The organism is Candidatus Saccharimonadales bacterium (genome assembly GCA_035480635.1).
Taxonomy (GTDB): domain Bacteria; phylum Patescibacteriota; class Saccharimonadia; order UBA4664; family DATIHN01; genus DATIHN01.
Map to the genome: position 1 here is coordinate 26,736 of DATIHN010000018.1, position 21,090 is coordinate 47,825.

Annotated in this window: 21 protein-coding genes; 7 read left to right on the forward strand and 14 right to left on the reverse strand. The window is 48.9% G+C overall.

All coding sequences use genetic code 11. The features are described from left to right. The first annotated feature begins 4 nt into the window (after nt 1-4). Entirely contained in the window at nt 5-1,387 is a 1,383-nt protein-coding gene (locus VLE72_02655; GenBank protein HSX14787.1) for an O-antigen ligase family protein, read from the forward strand. A gap of 3 nt (nt 1,388-1,390) precedes the next feature. On the opposite strand, the gene VLE72_02660 is transcribed toward VLE72_02655, so the two are convergent. Next, nucleotides 1,391-2,149, reverse strand: coding sequence for a hypothetical protein (locus tag VLE72_02660; GenBank protein ID HSX14788.1), 759 nt, complete (start codon nt 2,147-2,149; stop codon nt 1,391-1,393). Nucleotides 2,150-2,325: 176 nt separating this feature from the next. Here VLE72_02660 and VLE72_02665 point away from each other — a divergent pair, with 176 nt between their 5' ends. After that, nucleotides 2,326-3,429, forward strand: a complete 1,104-nt coding sequence (locus VLE72_02665) for a glycosyltransferase family 1 protein (GenBank protein ID HSX14789.1) — start codon at nt 2,326-2,328, stop codon at nt 3,427-3,429. On the opposite strand, the gene VLE72_02670 is transcribed toward VLE72_02665, so the two are convergent. The 4 genes from VLE72_02670 to rpmH are packed head-to-tail and all read right to left on the reverse strand — an operon-like array spanning nt 3,422 to nt 5,088. Further along, nucleotides 3,422-3,877: a R3H domain-containing nucleic acid-binding protein gene (locus VLE72_02670; protein ID HSX14790.1), complete on the reverse strand. Its 456-nt coding sequence runs from the start codon at nt 3,875-3,877 to the stop codon at nt 3,422-3,424. The two genes, VLE72_02665 and VLE72_02670, sit on opposite strands and share 8 nt — an antisense overlap. After that, nucleotides 3,877-4,605 (reverse strand): YidC/Oxa1 family membrane protein insertase, encoded by a 729-nt coding sequence (locus tag VLE72_02675; GenBank protein HSX14791.1) that lies wholly within the window; start codon nt 4,603-4,605, stop codon nt 3,877-3,879. The genes VLE72_02670 and VLE72_02675 overlap by 1 nt, the downstream gene beginning before the upstream one ends. Further along, complete coding sequence (rnpA, locus tag VLE72_02680; protein HSX14792.1) at nt 4,598-4,951, reverse strand: ribonuclease P protein component; 354 nt, start codon at nt 4,949-4,951, stop codon at nt 4,598-4,600. Before rnpA ends, VLE72_02675 begins: the two co-directional genes overlap by 8 nt. Beyond that, nucleotides 4,951-5,088 (reverse strand): 50S ribosomal protein L34, encoded by a 138-nt coding sequence (gene rpmH / locus VLE72_02685; protein ID HSX14793.1) that lies wholly within the window; start codon nt 5,086-5,088, stop codon nt 4,951-4,953. Before rpmH ends, rnpA begins: the two co-directional genes overlap by 1 nt. Before the next feature lie 237 nt (nt 5,089-5,325). Here rpmH and dnaA point away from each other — a divergent pair, with 237 nt between their 5' ends. The 5 genes from dnaA to VLE72_02710 are packed head-to-tail and all read left to right on the forward strand — an operon-like array spanning nt 5,326 to nt 9,409. After that, on the forward strand, nt 5,326-6,687 hold the full coding sequence (dnaA, locus tag VLE72_02690; GenBank protein ID HSX14794.1) for a chromosomal replication initiator protein DnaA: 1,362 nt from the start codon (nt 5,326-5,328) through the stop codon (nt 6,685-6,687). Then, on the forward strand, nt 6,680-6,955 hold the full coding sequence (locus tag VLE72_02695) for a hypothetical protein (protein ID HSX14795.1): 276 nt from the start codon (nt 6,680-6,682) through the stop codon (nt 6,953-6,955). Before dnaA ends, VLE72_02695 begins: the two co-directional genes overlap by 8 nt. Beyond that, nucleotides 6,952-8,055, forward strand: coding sequence for a DNA polymerase III subunit beta (dnaN, locus tag VLE72_02700; GenBank protein ID HSX14796.1), 1,104 nt, complete (start codon nt 6,952-6,954; stop codon nt 8,053-8,055). The genes VLE72_02695 and dnaN overlap by 4 nt, the downstream gene beginning before the upstream one ends. 12 nt (nt 8,056-8,067) lie before the next feature. Then, nucleotides 8,068-9,144 (forward strand): DNA replication and repair protein RecF, encoded by a 1,077-nt coding sequence (recF, locus tag VLE72_02705; protein HSX14797.1) that lies wholly within the window; start codon nt 8,068-8,070, stop codon nt 9,142-9,144. Then, entirely contained in the window at nt 9,131-9,409 is a 279-nt protein-coding gene (locus VLE72_02710; GenBank protein ID HSX14798.1) for a DciA family protein, read from the forward strand. The genes recF and VLE72_02710 overlap by 14 nt, the downstream gene beginning before the upstream one ends. On the opposite strand, the gene VLE72_02715 is transcribed toward VLE72_02710, so the two are convergent. The 9 genes from VLE72_02715 to VLE72_02755 all read right to left on the reverse strand — a co-directional run. Continuing rightward, a complete protein-coding gene (locus VLE72_02715) occupies nt 9,406-9,843 on the reverse strand; it encodes a hypothetical protein (protein HSX14799.1) in 438 nt (145 codons plus the stop codon). The genes VLE72_02710 and VLE72_02715 overlap by 4 nt on opposite strands. Beyond that, on the reverse strand, nt 9,840-11,060 hold the full coding sequence (locus tag VLE72_02720; GenBank protein ID HSX14800.1) for a C39 family peptidase: 1,221 nt from the start codon (nt 11,058-11,060) through the stop codon (nt 9,840-9,842). The genes VLE72_02715 and VLE72_02720 overlap by 4 nt, the downstream gene beginning before the upstream one ends. Continuing rightward, nucleotides 11,057-13,696 carry a hypothetical protein gene (locus VLE72_02725; protein HSX14801.1) on the reverse strand — a complete coding sequence of 880 codons (2,640 nt, stop codon included), beginning with the start codon at nt 13,694-13,696 and terminating at the stop codon, nt 11,057-11,059. The genes VLE72_02720 and VLE72_02725 overlap by 4 nt, the downstream gene beginning before the upstream one ends. Beyond that, the gene (locus VLE72_02730; GenBank protein ID HSX14802.1) at nt 13,696-15,756 is read right to left on the reverse strand and encodes a DUF87 domain-containing protein; all 2,061 of its coding nucleotides are present in this window, start codon (nt 15,754-15,756) and stop codon (nt 13,696-13,698) included. Before VLE72_02730 ends, VLE72_02725 begins: the two co-directional genes overlap by 1 nt. Beyond that, the gene (locus VLE72_02735; GenBank protein ID HSX14803.1) at nt 15,756-16,508 is read right to left on the reverse strand and encodes a hypothetical protein; all 753 of its coding nucleotides are present in this window, start codon (nt 16,506-16,508) and stop codon (nt 15,756-15,758) included. Before VLE72_02735 ends, VLE72_02730 begins: the two co-directional genes overlap by 1 nt. Continuing rightward, nucleotides 16,495-17,520: a PrgI family protein gene (locus VLE72_02740; GenBank protein ID HSX14804.1), complete on the reverse strand. Its 1,026-nt coding sequence runs from the start codon at nt 17,518-17,520 to the stop codon at nt 16,495-16,497. Before VLE72_02740 ends, VLE72_02735 begins: the two co-directional genes overlap by 14 nt. 44 nt (nt 17,521-17,564) lie before the next feature. After that, nucleotides 17,565-19,976: a hypothetical protein gene (locus tag VLE72_02745; GenBank protein ID HSX14805.1), complete on the reverse strand. Its 2,412-nt coding sequence runs from the start codon at nt 19,974-19,976 to the stop codon at nt 17,565-17,567. 143 nt (nt 19,977-20,119) lie between these two features. After that, on the reverse strand, nt 20,120-20,794 hold the full coding sequence (locus VLE72_02750; GenBank protein HSX14806.1) for a hypothetical protein: 675 nt from the start codon (nt 20,792-20,794) through the stop codon (nt 20,120-20,122). Nucleotides 20,795-20,894: 100 nt separating this feature from the next. After that, the coding region (locus tag VLE72_02755) for a hypothetical protein (protein ID HSX14807.1) at nt 20,895-21,090 on the reverse strand (196 nt) is incomplete at its 5' end.

Below are 21,090 nucleotides of genomic sequence, written 5' to 3' on the forward strand. Positions count from 1 at the left end.
GCTTATGTCACCATTCTTAGTGCTAACAATCCTGACGTTTATACTAATAGCTTTTTGCGTGCTGTTGTTCTACCGCCATATCAGCCTTGGAATTGCTGCGTTTATAATTGCGCTACCGTTTGAACGCATTGGTGCCTACCCGTTAAATCCCGCTACCGGCTATCCACTACTACATCCAGCCCAAATTGTCGGAGTTGCCTTAATCGGAGCCTATTTTTTGAGATGGATTATGGGCTTAGAACGGCCCCGGAACATTAACTCACTCCCCTGGCTTCTCTTATTTTTAGCAACGTCGGCGATTTCGGCCTTCATGGCCCATTCTCAAGAGGTTTGGCAAATTTTAATCTGGCTTTTTTTCATAACTACCCTCTTCTGGGTCGTGGCTAATCTTGCAGCTAACACATCCCTAGCCAATACCAGAAGGCTACTAGCCATAACGGTCATCATTGTTTCGATCTTTGGGATCTACCAATTTTTTGGCGATCTGGCCGGACTACCAAATAGCGTTACGGGCATTCGCGACCGTTACAGTAAATCCGTTCTTGGCTTCCCTAGGCTCCAATCGACGGCCCTTGAGCCCCTTTATTTTGCCAACTACCTGTTTCTGCCATTATTTGTGTTGTTTGCAGTCTTAATTAGTGAAAGCCGCCGCGATCGTTTGACATGGGTGGCACTTGGGCTTGGTCTAACTGCCTTTGCTCTAACCTTCTCCAGAGGAGCTTTTATCTCGGCTATTGCCGGGCTATTGGTTTTGGCAGTGTTGTTGAGGCAGCGTTTAAAGGGTTGGGCTAAGGCTCACCTAGTGCCGATTATAGCCATATTGGCAGCAACAATTCTTGTTTTGGTGTTAATAGTAGCTGTTTCGGTTAACCACACTAAAAATCATGGTGGCACGTCTATACTGAAAGATTATTTTACTCTCAAAACTCTTCGATCGGGCTCTGCTACCGAGCGATTCCGTGATCAAAAACTAGCCATTGATATTTATAAACAGCACCCGGTTTTTGGCGTTGGCATCGGTGGTTTTGGCTCGGCTTATTATGGCTGCCGGGTGGGCAAATGTGTCTATCGGCCCAATAACCAGGCTTTGGAAGTTCTTGCTGAAGGTGGGATTATCGGATTCATCACCTTTCATATCTTTTTGCTTTCGGTCTTGTATTATGGTTGGCGAGCGCTTAAACGGACCACTGGCGAGCATCACGCCATGATTGCGGGATTAATGGCGGCTGAAGTCGCCATGATAGTGCAATCACAGACCTTCTCGGGCTTCCTGTGCTGTTTAACCTATACTTGGGCGACGTTGGCCCTGCTAGCCGGTTTGAGTACAAGCTCCGCCTCAAAACGCGAAAAGGCGGTAGCTGATGCTACCGCCCCCTCACCCTCCTAGAGCTCAAGCGAACCATTCTGGATTGGGCCACGACCATCCCAGGAAACGGTTGAAATGACCGAACGTGGTCTGATAGACCGGGTTCAGAGTCCCACAACTTGGCGTTGTGATGATGTTGCCGCTGCCCAAGCTGAAAACAACATGACCATTGGGGTAGTCGTAGAAGACTAAGGCGCCCGTTGGCGGGTTACGATCGTAATGGACCATACCGCGATGCAACAGGTCGCTGTAGTGCGCCTGGGCCGATGAGTAGCCGCTGCTAGCCCGCCCGTAAACGAAGGCCGCAAAGTGATCGCACCAACAGGCCCAAGGCGTGCGCCCATCTGGCTGATAGACCCGCCCGATTTGGGCAGCTGCCCGACTAATAGCCATTAGGATCTGGAGAGATCCTGGGCCGCCGGGTGGCGGTGGTGGCAGCGGCGCAAAGCAACGCGGCAGACCTGGCGAAAAGGCGTTGAAGTTGGGCGTTGAGGCGTAATAATCACTGATCCAACCATCAGCGCCGGTTAAGGAATAGGGGTTTCTGATCAAATCCCAGATATTGGTGCCGTGGGCGGTAGTGACGCCGTAGTCCTGGCAAAGGATGTTGATGTTCTGCCCAGGCGCCAAATCAAAGATTCGGCTCGATGTTGGGGTCTGCTGCTGGTAGGCATGCACGGCGTTAGCGGCATTGACGATGTGGTAGGTACTGGCCTGAACCGGGATGGTCGACATCTGAATTGTGCTCAATGCCATGACGACGACCATTAGCAGTCCGGGCAAACAAAAACGGGGCGACACCTGCACCGCTCCGTTTCTTTGACTGACTCGTGACACCTCGCAACCCCCTTGCTCCGACGTGTCCAAAAATGAGCCAAATCTTGGCTCACCTACCCAAATTAACTGCTTGACCAAATTGGGTCAAGCTCAAGGGTTTTGAATCGGCTATAATACCTTGCATGAGAATCGTCATCGACGCTCGTATGATGGCCCTACGTTGGACCGGCATCGGGCTCTACACCCGCAAGTTAATCGAAAATTTGCAACAAATTGATCGGGATAATAAATATTTTGTGTTGTTGGACCGAGATCAGTTTGAAGTCTGGCAGCCGAGCAGCCCCAACTTTAGTAAGGTGCTTGCGCCCTATAAAGTTTACGGTTTGAGCGAGCAATTGTTCCTGCCATTCAAATTACGCCGATTAAAGCCAGATTTGGTGCACTTCCTGCATTTTAATGCCCCAATTTTCTACTCTGGTCAGCGCATTACCACCATTCACGACACCACTCTGGTTGATTTTGATGTTTCGCCCGGCGGGATGGTTGGCTCTCTCAAGTACCGATTAAAGCAAGTTGGGATGCGAGCCGCCTTCAATCGAGCCTCCAAAGCTCAGGCCATCATTACTCCATCACAAGCCACAGCTGATGCTCTGATTAAGCGCTTGGGGCATGAACTTGCCAACAAAATTACTGTAACCCACGAAGCGGTTGATCTACCCAACCAAGAACCGACACATCTGATTATTTTAGACCCGCCTATGTTACTTTATGTCGGCAATCTCTACCCCTATAAAAACCTTGGGCGCTTACTCGAAGCCATGCCAGTAGTTTTGAAATCGGCGCCTCAAACTAGGCTCCAAATTATCGGCAATACTCCTAGATTTATTGATCAATTGAAAGCCCAAGCTAAAGACTTACAGATTGCTGATCACGTTGAATTTTTGGGGTTTGTGTCGGACCAAGAATTGCAGCGCTATTACAGTAATGCCAGTCTATTTGTGTTCCCGTCGCTTTCGGAGGGCTTTGGCCTGCCCCCATTCGAGGCCATGGCCGCCGAGTTGCCGGTGCTGGCCGCCAGAGCGACTTGCCTGCCCGAGGTTTTAGGCGATGCCGCTGAGTTTTTTGACCCAACTGATAGCACAGATTTGGCAAACAAGGTCATAACTCTATTAAACGACCCCACAAAATTAGCTGGGTTACAGCAAAAAGGCTGGCTGCATCTAAAACAATTCTCTTGGTCAAAAATGGCTGGGGAAACTCGCTCGGTCTACAATAAATTTAATTAGGTTTAATCACGACGCGACGTTTGGGCCCTTCACCGACGCTCTCGCTCACCACACCCTCAGTTTCCCCCACTACCACATGGACTAATCGCCGCTCAGCTGGATTCATTGGTGGTAGCTCAAGACTTTGGCCGGTTTCAATGACTTGGCCAACTTGTTCGCGAGCCTTGGCCGTAACTTGCTCGGCTCTGGCCTTTTTGTAGCCGCCGATGTCGATGCCGACTCTTAATTCTTCACTGTCGCGGCCGCGCAGCATCATGTTTATGAGGTACTGCAAAGCCCTTAGGTTCTCGCCGTGATGTCCAATCAGATGAGCGCTGTCTTCGGTTTCAACCAAAAATTCGACTCTTTCGTCGGTTTCCTCGATTGCAACTTTGGTGTTGATCCCAAAAAAAGTTAGGATCTCTTCTAGTCGAACTTTGGCTAAGGCCATCTGGTCTTCGCGACTCATTATTCCTTCTCCAGGTCACGGACGTCTTCCCTAAGTAGGATCGATTGCTGCAAAATCGCTACTAGGCTAGCAACCGTCCAGTAGAGCGCTAGAGCCGATGGCAATCTCAGGGCAATTAGGAAGGTTAGGAACGGGAAAATTTTGGTGGTCGAATTCATAACTTGGGCTTGAGTGTCGCCGGAGGTTGATTTTGGCATTAATTGCTTGGTCTGGAAGTACTGAGCGATTCCAGCTGTAATAGCCAAAAAGATATTGGGTTTAGTTAGATCGATAATACCCAAGAGTTCTGGTTTGAAAGCTGCGGGATTTGCGATAATTTCTTTAATAATTGGGATACTCTTGAGCGGCTCATACATTAAATGAGCAATTTCGCCCGGTTTCATGACGTCTTTTAGAACTATGAATAGGGCCAAAAAGAGGGGCAGTTGGATTAGTAGGGGCAGAATTGAAGCAAAGGGGTTAATTTCCTTTTCTTTATAGAGCTCCATCAACATTTTGCTCTCAAGTTGCTTGTCGCCAGCGGCTTTTTTACGAACTTTGGCTACTTCGGGGGCCAAATCTTGTAATTTCTTTTGGGACCGCAGTTGGGATGATAGTACCGGCCAGAGTGCCAAGCGAACCAGGATGGTTAAGATAATGACGGCAATACCAAAATCGTGGCCGGGCAGAACGGCATAAATCAGCATTAACAGGTTAAATAGTGGTTGGACTAGGATTTTATTAAACATTGTTTCCTCGAGAGGCACCGGCTTTTGTTAGGGCTCGTTTTAATTGAGCCTCAAGTTGGGTCACTGTTAGAGTCAGTGTGCTGGTTTTGACTGTTACTACTATATCGCAGCCAACTTTAATTTGCTGCCAATCTTTGGCTAAGAGTTCGCTTAACTGGCGCCTAATTTTGTTGCGATCAACCGCCTTCTTGGAGACTTTCTTGCCGACCACCACGACGGCTCTAGAATCCGCGCGATGACGATCCAGGGATTTAACACTTAAGTTTTCGGCACCACCAAAACGACCGGTTTTATACACCCGATTGATGTCGCGACTACTGCGCAGACGTCTCGGGCGCGCTAGCATTAAGCACTCACTCTCTGGCGTTTCTTCAGGCGCCTGCGGGCAATAATGTTTTGGCCAGCTCGGGTCCTCATTCTAGCCATGAAGCCGTGAACTTTTTGGCGATGGCGTTTCTTTGGTTGGTATGTTCTTTTGGGCATAAATTTACCTTTAATAGTCACAAAATGTACCAAGATAGATTACGCTAAATCGCCGATAGCGTCAATTTTACTGAAATTATGTCTGGGTTGCTTTCCACACAAAGAATTGAGTTATCCACCAAAATTGATCTGAAAATTTACATCTGTGGATAAACCGTACGGCAAATATTCGGGTTGTGGAAAAGGCTTATGGTACGTTATGCTCTTTATAACGAAAAGCGATTAAGGTGGAGGTATATGGAAGGAAAGGGGCTTTGGCAGGCTGCGCTTGGTGAATTAGAAGTCACGATCAGCCGCGCTAATTTTGCAACTTGGTTTCGGCACACTTCGATCGTTGCCAACAACGACGGCTTAATCGTGATTGCAGTGCCAAATATCTTTACCAAAGAATGGTTGGAAAAGAAGTACGATAACGATATTAAGTCGGCTCTAACCCGAGTTTGTAGGGGTTTTAAGGGGGTGGAATATAAGGTCAAATCAACCTCTCCAGAAAAACTCGATCCAGTTTTGGCTGAAACCCTAGCAACCATTCCAAAAGCTGTCTCTGGCCCCCAAAGTCCAACCCTAAGCGACACTCATTCCAACATCAACTCGAAATACACGTTTGAAACTTTCGTTGTTGGCTCCAGTAATGAGTTAGCCTACGCGGCTTGCCAAGCGGTGGCTAAGCACCCAGGGACCAAATACAATCCTCTGTTTCTCTATGGTGGCGTTGGTCTGGGTAAAACCCATTTAATGCAGGCGGTTGGGAATGAAATATTAAGAACAAATCCCAATAAACGAGTAGCTTATTTGACTAGTGAAGGTTTTACCAATGAGTTTTTGTCGAGCCTATCGCGAAAAAAATCAGAAACCTTCGTCGAAAAATATCGCCGGGTCGATGTCTTAATTGTTGACGACATGCAGTTTTTGGCCGGCAAGGAAAAGACTCAAGAAGAATTCTTCCATACCTTTAACGCTCTTCATCAATCAAATAAACAAATTATCATTTCAAGCGATAAGCCACCCAAAGCCATCGCTGGGTTGGAGGAGCGTTTACGCTCAAGGTTTGAATGGGGCATGACAGCCGATATCCAAGCCCCGGACCTAGAAACTCGCTCAGCAATACTCATGAATAAGGCTAATTCTCAGGGTATTACCCTTCCACTAGAGGTAGTCGACTACTTAGCCAGAACTTTCACTGGTAATATTCGTGAATTAGAGGGGGCTCTAACAAAATTACTAGCTCACTGCGAGCTATACGGCTCCGAACCGACTTTAATGGCGGCCCAAGCTTTGTTGGGAAGTATGGGTCTAAAACCCAGGCAACGAGCTCTAACCGCCAAAGTAGTGCTCGAAAAAATTGCGGCTTATTTTGATTTACAGGTGTCTGATCTAGTTGGTATAAAACGAGATAAAGAGATCGTTGTGCCCAGGCAAATGGCCATGTATTTAATGCGTCACGAATTGGGTATGAGTTTTCCTAAAATCGCCCTTTCGGTCGGTGGTAGGGATCACACCACGGCCATGCATTCGGTATCAAAAATTGAGCGTTCGGTCGAAGGCGACGAGATCTTACGACAAGAACTGGTGGGGATCAAAGAGCAGCTCTATGTTTGAAATTTCTGGTGATAAGGGGGTTGGTTTATTGGGGAAAAAATCACTAAATTTTTGGATTGACAGTCGATTTTCTTGGTCTAGTGTGAACAAACGGATGGTTACCCACAAATCCAACCACACCCAAACCCCAGCTTTAACCACACCTAGTCGGGAAAACTTTTTTGAAGACTTAAGCCAAAAAAACAACTTTTCCGCACAATCCACATCCACTATGATAACTATGGCTACTAATTTATATATAAAAAGATTTGAAAGTAGGGGGATATGAAATTAAGTGTCACACAAGAGGGTTTAGCTAAAGCTCTTAATACAGTTAGCCGGATGGTTAGTTCTAGAAGCTCCTTGCCAGTTCTCGGTAATATATTAATAGGGACTCAATCAAACAGATTAAAATTAAGTGCCACTAACCTGGAAGTCGGTATTAATTACTGGCTGGGTGCCAAGATTGAAGAAGAGGGTGCCATTACGGTGCCCGCTCGCCTCTTCCAAGAATTCATTACGGGACTAGTCAGTGGAAATATCAGCCTCTCAACTAATGACCAAACATTATTGGTTAAAGCTCCGCATGTTGAATCAAGTATTAATGGAATTTCGGCGGAAGAGTTTCCGTTAATACCCCAGATTAAAAATGATCCAGCTCTTGAACTTCCGGCTGAACAACTCCATGATGCCCTAGTTCAGGTGGTGGTAGCCGCCTCAACTGATGAGGCTAGACCAATTTTGACAGGAGTTTATATTTACAATGACGGTGCCAAATTAGTACTAGTTTCAACTGATAGTTACCGTTTAGCGGAAAAGAAAATTACTTTAAAGAAAAAACCAACCAATGATTTTAAAATCATTGTGCCCGCCAAAACCATTCAAGAACTAATTCGTCTCTTGAGTGATAATGAGAATAATTTGGTGGTTTATGTAAATGACAATCAAATTATGTTTGAAATCGATGGTATTGAATTAACCTCCAGACTAATAGATGGGCAATTTCCAGATTATCGCCAGATTATCCCCAAAAACTCTGAAACCACCGTGACTGCTGACACCGAGGAGGTGGCAAGAGTCACAAAACTAGCTAGCCTCTTTGCCCGGGAAAATGCTGGCAGTGTTCGTTTGGATATAAAAGCCGAAGGCCGCCTTGATGTTGTTGCTAACCCATCCCAAGTCGGAGAAAACACCTCTAGTGCCGATTGTGAAGTTGAGGGCGAAAATAGTGAAATTTCTTTGAATGCCCGATATTTAAGTGATGCTCTCTCGGTCCTAAAATCACCCAAAATGGCCATGTCGCTAAGCGGTAAATTGAGCCCATGCGTCATTCAACCAACAGGAGCCAATTCGGACTACCTCCACATCATCATGCCGCTTCGTACTTAAACTGCGGTCTAAATGATTAACGATCTAGAGCTCCAAAACTACCGCAGCTACGACCACCATCGCTTCCCCTTGCATCCCAGCACCACTCTGGTGGTTGGACCAAACGCCACCGGTAAAACCAATCTACTGGAATCGATATTTGTGCTGGCTAATACAAAGTCTTTTAGAACCAGCGATCGCGAGCTAATTAAACACGGCCAGACTTTTTTCCGGATCGAAGCCACAACTCCGGAGGGGAAAATTGGCTTGGGTTATGAAATAAACCCAAAAACCACCAAGAAAATTGATTATAACAGCGTTAAACGACCACTAGCTAAACATATAGGTAACTTACCAACTGTCCTATTTGAACCATTTGACCTTCAACTTCTGAGTGGCCCCCCATCCAATCGCCGGCGCTACATCGATGGACTCTTAACCCAAACCGATCAAGAGTATTTACTGGCTTTAAATCAATATCAAAAGATCCTCAAACAACGCAATTCATTGCTCGAGAAATTCGATATCGGAGCGGTTAAAGACCAGATATTTGCTTGGGATCTCAATTTGACGACGGCCGCTAAACTCATAGTTGAAAGGCGCCTCGACTTACTTGAATACTTAAATTATTCAACTCCACCACTTTATGCAAGTATTAGCGGCCAAACTGTCAGCCTCAACTTTCAATATCTATCTTCAATAAAACTAACCAACAACTATGGCGAAGCTTTTTTGGATGCTTTAGCTCAAAATCTCCCCAGAGATCTGGCGGCTGGTTTTACGACTATTGGGCCGCATCGCGAAGATTTTGGCTTAAGCTTCGATAAATCTGAAGTTGCGGCCGTCGCGTCCCGTGGTGAAATTCGCAGCCTGATATTGGCTCTAAAACTAGCCGAACTCGAACTCATTGCTCAAATGAAAGATAACCCCATTTTATTATTGGATGATGTTTTTAGTGAGCTCGACGAGAGTCGGCGGAAGTTTTTAATTAAACGTTTAGCTGGCTACCAGACTATCATCACCACCACCGACGCTGATCTGGCCAAAAACATCAAACTGGATCACTCTCTCATAGAGATGTCCAAGATCGATCGTTATGCAATCAATTGATCCTGATTACTTCAAGAATAAAGCCGATGAGCTGGGTTTGGAGCGGGGTCCGCAACTCCAAACAATCCAGAAAATCCTCGACCAGCGCTTTCCCACCAAAGTTAGGGTTATGTCCCTGAACCGAAACGTCCTAAAACTAGTTACCCCCAATGCCTCAATGGCTTCAGAACTTCGCCTAAATCAAATCAACCTACTCGAGCAGTTTCAGCACCAAACCGGGGTTACCATCGACCGCTTGCAAATTGTCATTAGCGCAATTGATTAATCGCTGCCGCTGGAGTAAACCTGGACCGTGCTTTGGTAATTATCAGTCGGCACAGCTACCGTCACTACCCCATTGGGCAGGCGATCAATTCGCACTGCCACCGTTTTGTTGGCCCCATCGATCTGGAGATGAAAACTAATAGAACCATCGTTTGCGACTGTTGGTTCATCTGTAACGGTCGCACTTTTAGCACTTGGATACTTGGTTTGGACGTAGCTGGCTAGATTAGTCCGAACCGCGATGAATTGTTGGTTCAATAAAATATCGGCTAATCCACCCGCATTATTAATCGATACACCTGGCTGGCCCGGCGCCGTGGCTGTTTCAGGCTCTCTGGGCGCCTTTGGATTGTAAGTTGATCGGGTAGCTATCAAACCAATAATAAACAAGCCCAAAATTACTGCTACCAGAATTAAGATCCGATTGCGATTCATTTAGTAAATCCCCAAAGTGAAGTTAAGTTGCCTTGCCCGAGTAGGAAGCTAGAAGTAAAGGCGGTGTTTTCGCTATCGTTGTTTCGCCCGTCGCCATTGGGATCGGCCAGGTAAAAACCAGTACCGTCAGGTGTGATGGCCCTGATCACCATGATGTGGCCGTTTAGGGTAAAGTGTCCTGAACTAACCGTTACTATCACTAGTCCGCCTTGACGAATAATATTGGCTGCGGCGCCCAAATCCGTTCCCAATGATGTCACTTTGAGTCCGTAATCTTGGCCAGCCGCTGGGAAGAGCGCGTGTGAAGAACCGGCCGCCACGTGGTATTTGTCCCCGTATTTATCAGCAATCGTGACCGGAGTAACACTGTGGTCACCCGTCAAAGTGGCTACCACCATGGCAACGGCGGTTGGTCCGCAACCCGAATCACTCAAGGGCGATTTGCCTGTTCCGTAGGGGTGATTGGCCCATCGAACGTCACCCTGATCGTAGCTGACCATGGCATGGGGCCCGACCCCCAAATCCCAGCCCAGGGCTCCGGCGGTGGTGGTTCCATCGGCGCAGCTGGAAACCGGCGCAATACTTGGGCTACTGCTATCAGTAGTGATGCCGTCCAAGATTTTGTGCATACCATCAAGGTCATTTAACGTCTTCCTCTCATATGCTTGAGAATAGATCTTCTCGATCTGTGCAATCGTGGTTAAGTTGGCTGGCGGGCCTAAGTAAGTTCCACTGCTAATCAGTTTAAAAAAGCCTTCAGTCCCTGCTAAAACGTTAGGGTAGTTTGAGCCAGCCTTACCACCATAAACCCCGATACCATTAACGTCATACTGAGGTGCACGCCCAGAACCAGTTGTGCCCAAAGAAGTTTCAGCATTAGCATCAGCTACTTCAAAAGCTGGGTTAACATCGTACTTTTGGCCCAGCTCAACAATTTGGGAGCCCAAGCCTTTAAAAGGTGAGCCAGGGACGGTTTTTTGAATAAAGTCTTCAATTCTAGTTGCTAATTCCTTGGTGTCCGAAACTTTTGGAAAGCGCGGGCCAAACAGCGGACCGCTGCCAGCTGGGCCACTTATTAAACATTGGGCATTAGTGTCATAGCGGCAAGAATTATTGATAGCGCACTGGATCTGATTAGGGGTACCGGCCAAAGCATTGATCGGCAGGAGAGCTACCAAGAACATTGCTAACCAAACGACTGAGAGAAATCGTTTCATGGGCTGCCCACCGGGACTTCGATGTGCAAATGACCACAACTGTCATTAAAGGTGTTGATCCCAGAAGGCAAGTTCGGCGTAGTCCCACATTGGGCTTGGCCAAAGGCCCCGCCCTGCGGCATCAACGGGGCTAAGGTATTGATAATAGTGATCGAGGCCGGATTGCGACCAGTCACAGGCTGGCCGTCTAGTAGATCGATATCAACAGCGTCGCCAGTGTAGTGCCGGCTGCTGGTGGCATGCCCGGTGCCGCCACTTTCGAGGGCGGTGATCTGGTAGCTATGACCATTGGATAAGGCAACAAGCAGGGCCAATAAAGTCTGGCTCAGCGGAGCCCCAGCCGAGGCCGGTTGGCCCTGGCTAGTCGATTGCAGGTCTTGGAGAACCAACCGCCCAGTTTTATCGACCTTGGGGTTGCTGATGAGTTGCTGAGCCAGTTGTTGAGCCGAACCTGACGGTAATGTCGTTGTAGCGCTAGTAGAAATTGACCCACCATTAGACGATCCGTCCTGGTGGTTGTAAAGCAAGACCAGATCGCGGGTTACTCGTTGATCGAGTTTGAAGATGCGGTAGTGGGCAAAGGCGATCCCATCGGCCGTTGGAGCTATCACGGTACCCGTAGAGGCTAAGCGAATATTATTTGCGGCGTTGAACGCAACAGTGCTCTGAGTCTCTAAATTATTACACTTAGATCCTATCCCACCATTGTCGGCCAAGATGTCACCCATCGGCGCCGAAAAGCATTTATCAAATTCATCGCGCTTGGTTGGTGAGATATTACTGCGGACCCAGCGAGAGTTTTCAACTACACCCCAAGTGTCTAATTCGGCGTCGGTAAAGCCATAATCAGGAATTCCATAGGTGTTTGATTCGACATTCGCAGCGTAGGCCAGTCGTGATGGGTTAAACAATGTCGAGAAGCTTTGCAACAGCTTTTGGGGGCTTAGAGCGGTGGCAAAGAATCGACTAATGACGCCCATAGTAGCGCTAGGCGAGGACGGTGTGCGATCAGCCAGGAGACCAAAAGTCGAATAAGGGTTTTTAGGACTAAAGAATCGATAAGCCAAACTTTGGTTGCGACTCTGTTTGATGGCATCGGCCTGAATGGATAAGGCCACCCGCTCGTTTTCTTGAGCCGTCAGTGGCCGGCAGCCATTGACGCGGCAGCTATCGGTGGCCAAGGCTTTATAGCCGGCCCCCGTCACATTACCCTGTTGAATCGGGCTAAAGTGTTGTTTGAAATAGAGGCCGCCATAGTGGAGGGCGGCATCGAGAGCCAGAGCCTGCCCGGCTTTGGTGGCAAAAATCTGAGCACCAGTAAAGGCAGCCGCTTGGGCGACTGTGCCAAATCCAAAATCAACCGTATCTGTTACCACACCCAAAATCACAGTACCAACACTGGCAGCTGCGAATATCACTTGAGTTGAGGGTTGAAGAATGGTCCCACAACCAAGCTTTAGAAGCGGGATACTATTTAACCCAGTATTAACCTTATCCCCAATAGCCAGGGCAGAGCCAATAATGCCGGCTGTACTACCACCCAGCTGTTGGCTTGGTCTTAGGTTGGTATTAAGGTCGTTGTGATCCAGATCATACTGAGTCACCGGTTGGTTGGTGGCTCTTTTGTAGGCTGCCGACTGTACGAATGATTCTTTGCTGTTATCGTACATAGCTCCAACTGTGCCAATTTGGGTTAGCGAACACTTGCCTTGGATCTGACAATCGGCGTATTTGGATTGAGTGGCGCCGGCCCGAGCCAAACCGGCAAACTTGAGTTGGGCCACCACATGGTAACTCGAAACATAAATATCCCTAGCAATGCAGCCCAGAGTAGCAAATATAAATGGACCAGTTATTTTGGAGAACAGGCTATTGAGGCCACGCGAGAAGCCTTTAACGGCGGCTTGAGTAACACCATCAGCTGAGGCGCCACTTTCGATGGCCGTAGTAGCTTCGTCGGCGGCATCCTTGGCGGCGGGGCTGGGGCTGTCCTTGGGCGCATCACCTTTACTTAATTCATCGCTGATTGATTTTTGAGTATCTTTAGCGATCTGGTCGTTGCTCTTGCCGCTTTCGTCGGCAATTGATGTATCAATGCCAAGTTCAGGATTGATCACTCCCCCACTACCAGCCGAACCCGCATCAAGCCCTTCAGCCTCGCGGACGGCCTCATTAGTGGCATCAGGGTTGCCTTTGAGTTTCTCAATTTCGGCGGCATTGGCGGCTGCTAGATTTTCCTCCGGGGTAGCACCGTCGGCTACAGTACTATCGGCACTACCCTTAGCATCGGCCTCAGTAATTGATTTCTCCAAGCGATTGCGAAAACCGCGGTTGAATTTAGCAAATTCATAATCGATGAATAAGTTCTTAATATGAATGTTTTTAAAGAGCAAAAGAAAAAACAGGATAACCATGAGGCCAGCCAGCGCGCCAAAACCGCCTCCAGCAATGAAGAACTTCTTGCGGTTAGATTTAAGAAAGTTGGTGGTGCCACCTTTAATATCGAACTTGAAACCGGATCTAGACCCAGAACCAAGCTGGTATCCGGCATTGGATTCTAAATCTGGTTTAGCATAGCGATCCTCTGAAACCTCTTCCGATTGCTCCGGTTCTAAAGCGGTACCCTGCTCATCCATTACCTAACCTCGTTGGCGGGTGGGATTGGGGCCTCGGCTGGCGTTGCAGGTGGGTTTTGAGCTGTTGGTGGCTCGGCTGGTGGAATGGCGGCTGCAGCTTGAGTGCCGGGTTGAGCGGGGGCTGGAACTGCATCTCCACTTGGCTGTTCTGGCGGCGGCGGCAGGTCAGCTGGGCTGGGAATCGGGGTTGATTCGTTGGTGGGTGATGCGGCTTGAGCCGCAGCAGCCTGCTCGGCTAATTGTTGCGGGTTGGTGGTAATAAGCTGAGCCTCGGTAGCGGAAGCTAAAATCCGAATAATAATATGATTCAACCCAGCAAAGAACAAGCCTTCACCGATTGGGAATTGACTTAACCTTTTGGCTTCCTCATCGGTTAATTTGAAAGTCTGGCCGACGATATCAACGGCCGAAGGAGCTTGCTTTAACAGCAGCTGCAAAGACGAGTTAGAGACGACGGCTCGCCCCATTCGGTTGCTCAAAAAGTCCTCGACGTCTTGCGAAATTGTAGTCAGGCCAAGATAGTATTTCCGGGCCCGCTTGGCTAGAGAGAACATGAAGTTGGCTGAATCCTCGTACTTCATCAACTGCCAGGCCTCATCCACAATCAAAATCCGCTTGCGTTTATCGGACTTAACCCGGTTCCAAATATAGTTGAGGGTAATGTACATTCCGACCGGTCGCAGTTCGTCTTCCAGATCGCGAATGTTGAAAACGATGAACTTATTATCCAAATCAACATTGGATTGCTGGCTAAATATGCCCGAGAAGGTGCCGCTGGTGTATTTGCGTAAGCGTTGAGCCAGCTCCGGACCATTGCCAGCCATAGCCTTAAGGGTTTCATAGAGATCGTTCATGGTTGGCGGTGGAGCGGTGTGAGTCAGGGGATCATTGGTAATGCCAGCCTTGGCGTAAGTGTTAATAATCGCCACGTCCAAATCAGCATCTTCAGCTGGGGTCAGAACCGAAACGGCCGGTCCACCGGTGCCCGCGCTCTGGGGCAGGGCGCCGCCCATCATTAGCCGCAACAGTCCGTGTAGCGTAATAATGTTGGCTCTGAGCGCATTATCAGCGTCCTCGGCATCGAGAACTTTGGGCAGGTCAAAGGGGTTGATTCTAGTATCGGAGGCCAGAGAGAGTTGCAAATAACTACCGCCGACAGCATCGCTCAAGGTTTGATACTCATTTTCGGGGTCAATCACGATGACCTCAGTCCCCATCATCAGCGAACGTAACGCTTCTAGTTTAACAGCAAAGGACTTACCAGCTCCGGATTTGGCAAACACCACCATATTAGCGTTTTCTAGACTAAAACGATCGAACAGCACCAAGCCATTATTGTGGCGGTTCAAACCGTATAGGATACCCTCATTACGGCTTAGTTCAGCCGAAGTAAACGGGAAGGTGCTCGAAAGTGCGCCCGTATTCATATTGCGGCTGACTTGCAATTCGTCATCACCAGCTGGGAGGGTGGCGTTGAAGCCCTGCTCCATCTGCAAAGTCGCCGGTTTGGTGTAAATCAAAGATTGGCCAAAGATGCCTTCGATCTTGCGCTGGGTTTGATTTAACTCATCTAGCGAGTTGGCGTAGACGGTGACGTAGAGGCCAAAGCGGAAAAAACGCTCCTCCCCAACTTGCAATTTATCTCGCAACTCCTCGGCATCTTGAATAGCTGCCTCCAGACCCGGATCGCGCACCCGACCCTTTTCTTGGTTAATGGAATAGGTGGCTTCCAATTGACCAACTTTGCGGCGCAGGTTTTCCAGCACCACTCGGCTTTCGACCGGATAAATAAAGATCGAAATATCGATGACTTCATCTAAGTTAATAATCGGCGAGAGCCAACCAGTAAAAATTTGGCGGGGGTAGCCGTAAACGTATAGGGTTCTAGCATAGCGTTTGCCAATTCGAACGTGGCCGGATTCAACCTCGAATGAGGGTGGTGCAATCAAATCGCGCAGGGTCACAATCCCCTGCCTATAAATTAATTCAGCCTCTTGTTGCTCCTGCATTTGCTGGGGTAATGCGGCATTAGGCTGGCTCTTACGCCTAAATAGGGCCATTACTTTGGTTCCTCACTATCGCTGCCAATGGCAGCACTAGGCAAAGTTCGTTTGGGCGCAGCCCCCTCGCCCTTAGTAACGGTTGCTCCCTGCAATTGGGCTGGATCAATCAACTTCTGGTTCTGGGCCACATCTGGGTTATAAGAACTATAAAAGAGATCGACTAACTCTTGGGTATTGAGGTTAACGGCCCTGATACCGATTTGGTTAAGGCCACTGGTAACTTGGGTGACGCGTTGCGACAGCTCTTTTTTGTAATCATTAAACTGCTGCTCCGTCACAGTGGTAACTTGTTGCGGCCTGAGGGTATTAGCCAGCGACGAAAAGAAGCCGGTCTTGGTCGTTAGCGGCGGGAAATAAGGCACAGTCACGTAGAACTGTTTACTCATGATGTTGACTTCTTCGATCAAGCCTTTGATGTTGGCGATGTAGTCTTCCATTAGTAATCCCAAAAGCTCATTGTCTTGTTGGGCTCTAAGGCCTGAGAGCTTTTCAATATAATTGTCCAAGTCAACTTTTTGCGATCGAATCAAAATTTGAATCGGAAAATGTAGAGAATTAAGAAAACCCTGGTAGGCATACTCAACCGCATCTTGCTCGCGGCTGCTCATCAAATCAAAATTAATGGCGCTGGCAAAAACAACCGACCGCAAGGTTCCGTCTTTGAGGACCAGGATGCCGTCTTTGATCTCACCTACTATTAGAGAGTTCTGGGTACTTTTGAGTTGGTCTTGTGCTTTAGCTTTTGCCATTCTTTCTCAAGCTAACAGATTGGCCCTCGGCCAGCGGAGCTTTGCGGTTGGCTTGGGCCGCTACCTGAGAGACCGTTAGGTCCTCATTATCCATTGCTAGCTTGAGTATATCATCCAACGGGTTGGTAGTCATCTCGCCTACGCTTACTTCGTCGCTTCGGCGAGCAGGCTCGCTTGCGCTTACATTGTTGCCCTGGCCAGTAGCCGGGCGGCCGGGCTGGGGTTGGCTAGCGGTCACCGTCGCACTCTGAGGGCTGGTAGTGGCCGTCGGTTGGTAGGTGGCATCGGGGGCCGGAGTTTGATCTGTCGTCAAATTACTAGACCCAACCGACACTTGTTGGTCCGGCGGCGGCGTGGTTTGAGCCTGAGCCTGGGCGTGGAGTTTCTTTACCGCTTCCTCGCGGATGGTCTTGGCTTGGTCTTTAATGAGGGAACCGATGTTGTGGGCGCTGGGGTTGTTTTGAAAATCCAAAATATCATCAGCCAGGCTAACGTCAGTTTCAATCGGTTCGCCGCTAGCCGGCAAGTTGGGTTCCACCAATCGACCCTCTGATTCCAGCCCGGCCTCGCCGCTGGGTTCCTGTAACTCGGCTTTCTTGGAGCTCCAACCACGAGTGTCGACGATCTGGCTCAAGCGCTCCAGTTGACCGCGGACCTCCTCCGGATCGCGTTGGGTAACTTCCTTCACAATTTTCGGCGCCTCGATTTTAAAGACCTCTTCGATCGGTTCTTTAATCCAAATGCGTTTGCGCGGTTTGGTCATGAAACTAACTAGCGATAGAAACAAAGCCTCAAACGGCTGATCTTGGCGCTGATACAAACCCAGTAGTAAAAAGAAGGCTGTTGGCGGCAGGCCAATAATCAACATCACTATTGGCGTTTTGCGCATGGTCAAAAAGCTGACTAGCCCAATCATGACTCCAGCCACGGTGTAGATGAATTGCTTGAGTGTCAGGGCGCCGATGATTTTATCTTCGGCTTCCACGTTTTGAGGTACTTTATATTGACCCATAATTTAATCCTAACAGAGCTTACTTATTGGAGCTGCATTAAGAATCATGTCTCTCTTCTCTTCTCTGGGTCAAAAGGCACTTGCTCCGGCATTGGTACGCCAACCTTATCCCCGATCTTAGTCCACCAAGTGCCTTGGTCAGTAATAACATCAGCCATCAAGCGGGGCTGAAGACTCGGTATCGACGCAGCCTTAGTTGCGAATTCACGCTGAGCAGCTACTGAGCCACTTTCGTAAATGGCTTGGGCGGCTCCGGCCTTGGTTTTGGCAATTTGAGCCAGTGAGGCTTTCTTGGTAAAGGAATCAATTTTTTCTTCAAGACCGCCACTCTCGAGCATAAATCCGCCTTTATCACTAATATCACTCCATTTATTGTTTTTGGTTCTCTGCCAGGCCACGTCTTTGTCCATCTTCGCGCCGGCCAGCCCTGCCAACCCTTTAGTCCCAAACATGTTCCTGTCGATCATAGCCTCGTAGGCGGCCTGGCGGGTATATTCGTTTGAGCTCTTTGCAGCTTTGAGCAAAGTAGCTTCTTGTCCCGTGTCGTTACCAATGTCCCGCTCAAGTGCCACCGAGAGCTTATCTCGCTCGGCCTTGGTTTGCTCCTCCTGGGCTTTGCGGGTGGCTTCAAGTAGTCTGGCATTGCCGATTTTTCCCTTATTGCCGGTTAATGCACGAGCTGCCTTGCGGCCAAAAAAACCACCACTGTAGAGCTTGCCGGCCGTGATTTCACGCTTGGCGGCCCGGTTTCTAGCCCTGTTCGATTGTCGCTGCTTTTCTAGATCGCTCAGCCTGTCGCCGGCCAGCTTATTGCCCGCTCCGGCAGTGAGCTTACCGAATGCATTGTTAGCAGCAGTTAGTCCGCTTCCGGCCCATTTGAACGTCATCGGCACGGCAAAGAAGGCAGCAATTGGGAAGAGTGAGGCTAATATAATCTGCCAAATATCGGCACTTGGGGAGTAATTGACAATGGCTGAACCAATACCGGCAAAGGCAAAAAGTAAAACTATTAAAGGGTACATCAATAGCAAGCGACTAAAGGTTTTGAACCAGGTTTTAAAGATGCTTTCGGTGTTGGGTAAAACCCAAGCAATGAAGGCAAAAGGCGCTAGCACTATCAAGATTAAGAGAATCAGCTTACGTAACTCAAGCGTCAAAAACACCGCTAAGATGCTCAAAATCAAACTAAAGAGAGCGATTATTAAAGGTAGTGCAAAGGCGACAGTGATAGCCACCGCTGCTATACCAGTAATGGCTATGCCAACAGCATTGATTACATCACTGGGACTCGTATTGACTGTTGAAGGTACGGCCCTGGTAATTAAGTCGGCAATACCGGCTGAGATAATATTAGTAATATCGAAAGCGAGCTGCATCAATATCCATGAAAACTGGACCAAAACTACGGCTATAACCAACCGCGGTAAGATCTTTTTGATATCATAGTTACTTAATCCAATCGAGAGCGTGCTCGAAAATATGACCACCAAAAAGATCAAAATAAAGAGAATATTAGCTAGTCCGCGGAAGGCCTGCCAAACGTTATAGGCGCCCTGGTAACTTTGATTATCGAGCGGACCGGTTTGGAGAATATTGACGACTTCGCTTTCTAACCCCCGAAAAATTTGGTTGCCCATATCGATCGTAGGACAGAGGATGAAGGCGAAACCGCCGCTGATTGAACAACCAGATGCCGCCGCATCATCGTGCTGGGAGGTAGCGCCACTACCAGGGGGCTTAGTGGCGTTTTCGGTATTGCCAATCTGGATATTGACTGGTTTTGAGACCACACAACCGTCTTTGGAGGTGGTTTGGCCGTTTTTAACTTGGTCCTCTAGAGTCTGATCAAACGGGTACCAGTTATAGTCATTCTTGATATCGTCGCCACTCTTGGCCCAGACACTTAAGGTCCCAGAATCTTTACCATTGGTGGCGGTAATGCTATCACGACAATTGGATTCGTTTTCTAAGAAAGTGCCCACATCTTTGTTGAGAGTGTATTCCTTGCCGTCATCGGCTCGGATTATTGTTCCACTATCCACCCACAGGAAGGATATTAAGTTATTAGATGTGCCAACAATAGTAATTGCGGTATTATGCTCTTCTTTGCCCGAACAACCACCAGCTTGAACAGAATAAATTAGTTCATGATAGATTAAATCCGGATCGTTCGCGACATCAGCACTCCGTCGGTCGGTACTGAAGTTAGCGATGAAGTCCGTGCATTGGTCTGGGTCGTCGATACGATAATAAGTAAAGTGGCCGTCACCAATGTTGCCGTCGAAATAAATATGGCCGCGGAAGGATATGTGAGCCCGATCGACCCATATGGCCACATTGGGGTTAGTGGCGCCGCCACCTGGATCTTGGATCGCTTGGACGCCGCTGGATCCCAAAAGGACTATCAACTGCAGCAATAGCGCGGCGATACCTGTTATTGCCCACCACCTTTTCATACTGCTTATGGTACACCAAAGGGTTGGCTGATGCCATAAGGTTTGATTGATGCTTTGAGCCAAGAAAATGGTTATAAAACACGAAAGGCCCCGGCCTCCGATCCGCATTAGATGCGAAACGGAGATCCGGGGCCAAACCGCACTTACGGGAAGTCGATGATGTCGGCGGTCGGGGGAACGCTGAAGAAAACCGGCAGCTGGCCACCGTAGTAGTGCATGGCCATCTTGAAGTTGTGGCTGGCACCACCGACGGTGTAGGTGATGTCCCACTGCGATCCACCGACGCAGTTGCCACAGCCCTGCTCCGTGACCGCGGTGACGGTGACCGGCCCGGCGCTGAACGGGTCTAGTTGCCCGCTGCTGGCATCGTTGCGGCCGACCTCCAAGTCAGAGAGAGAGTTGACCGCTGTGCTCATGCAGGCGGCATTGCTCAGCTGGTAGCCCGCCTGAACGATCTCGATCAGGTTCTGGGCAATGGCCACTTGGCTCAAACCAGTCTGGTCCAGATGGACCGGACAGGTGCTGTGTAGCGGGGCCGCTTGGCTCGGCGTGGGGTCGGCTTGCGGTTGGCTGACCGGCGTGGTGCCGACCGACTGGTTGGCATTCGGGTTCGGGCTGCTCGTGAACGGCTGGTTCTGGGTTGATACAGCGCTGTTGTGGCCGGCCACGAAGGCAATGCCTCCAACGATGAGCGCGAGCACAACGACGAAGACAAAGGTGCCGATGACGGCCGCTACCGCACTAATGGTGTGCTTACGGCGGTCGAACGGTTCGGCAGCGGGCGGGCTGAGGGGATTTGGTGGGCTCTCAACAGCCATCTGGCTGCCTCCTGATAGGTGCGGAACCAGGTGAATTACCTGGTTTTGTGATACCTATATTACCAAAAAACTAATGCTTTGTCAATAGCTGTTATGGCAATTATTCGTTACCGTCACCACCGTTGCCCGACCCAGGGTAGTCATGACGAACGTCGCCAGGGCTGGGGACTTGCTCGAGCACTCGTTTAATGATTTGTTGTTGTTCGGCACCAATGCTGGCTCCAGGACTTTGCGACAATATATTCACAATAATCTGGCGCGTGACTTGCTGGGCGGCCAAGTCTTGCAAAATGTGA

Excerpts from the sequence above, each read along its gene's own strand:
- VLE72_02675 (HSX14791.1), bottom strand. The coding sequence starts at position 4,605 with ATGTTTAATAAAATCCTAGTCCAACCACTATTTAACCTGTTAATGCTG.
- VLE72_02655 (HSX14787.1), top strand. The coding sequence starts at position 5 with ATGTCACCATTCTTAGTGCTAACAATCCTGACGTTTATACTAATAGCT.
- dnaN (HSX14796.1), top strand. The coding sequence starts at position 6,952 with ATGAAATTAAGTGTCACACAAGAGGGTTTAGCTAAAGCTCTTAATACA.
- VLE72_02750 (HSX14806.1), bottom strand. The coding sequence starts at position 20,794 with ATGGCTGTTGAGAGCCCACCAAATCCCCTCAGCCCGCCCGCTGCCGAA.
- VLE72_02730 (HSX14802.1), bottom strand. The coding sequence starts at position 15,756 with ATGGCCCTATTTAGGCGTAAGAGCCAGCCTAATGCCGCATTACCCCAG.
- VLE72_02740 (HSX14804.1), bottom strand. The coding sequence starts at position 17,520 with ATGGGTCAATATAAAGTACCTCAAAACGTGGAAGCCGAAGATAAAATC.
- VLE72_02720 (HSX14800.1), bottom strand. The coding sequence starts at position 11,060 with ATGAAACGATTTCTCTCAGTCGTTTGGTTAGCAATGTTCTTGGTAGCT.
- VLE72_02715 (HSX14799.1), bottom strand. The coding sequence starts at position 9,843 with ATGAATCGCAATCGGATCTTAATTCTGGTAGCAGTAATTTTGGGCTTG.
- VLE72_02725 (HSX14801.1), bottom strand. The coding sequence starts at position 13,696 with ATGGATGAGCAGGGTACCGCTTTAGAACCGGAGCAATCGGAAGAGGTT.
- VLE72_02710 (HSX14798.1), top strand. The coding sequence starts at position 9,131 with ATGCAATCAATTGATCCTGATTACTTCAAGAATAAAGCCGATGAGCTG.
- recF (HSX14797.1), top strand. The coding sequence starts at position 8,068 with ATGATTAACGATCTAGAGCTCCAAAACTACCGCAGCTACGACCACCAT.
- VLE72_02745 (HSX14805.1), bottom strand. The coding sequence starts at position 19,976 with ATGAAAAGGTGGTGGGCAATAACAGGTATCGCCGCGCTATTGCTGCAG.
- rnpA (HSX14792.1), bottom strand. The coding sequence starts at position 4,951 with ATGCTAGCGCGCCCGAGACGTCTGCGCAGTAGTCGCGACATCAATCGG.
- VLE72_02670 (HSX14790.1), bottom strand. The coding sequence starts at position 3,877 with ATGAGTCGCGAAGACCAGATGGCCTTAGCCAAAGTTCGACTAGAAGAG.
- VLE72_02665 (HSX14789.1), top strand. The coding sequence starts at position 2,326 with ATGAGAATCGTCATCGACGCTCGTATGATGGCCCTACGTTGGACCGGC.
- VLE72_02695 (HSX14795.1), top strand. The coding sequence starts at position 6,680 with ATGTTTGAAATTTCTGGTGATAAGGGGGTTGGTTTATTGGGGAAAAAA.
- dnaA (HSX14794.1), top strand. The coding sequence starts at position 5,326 with ATGGAAGGAAAGGGGCTTTGGCAGGCTGCGCTTGGTGAATTAGAAGTC.
- rpmH (HSX14793.1), bottom strand. The coding sequence starts at position 5,088 with ATGCCCAAAAGAACATACCAACCAAAGAAACGCCATCGCCAAAAAGTT.
- VLE72_02735 (HSX14803.1), bottom strand. The coding sequence starts at position 16,508 with ATGGCAAAAGCTAAAGCACAAGACCAACTCAAAAGTACCCAGAACTCT.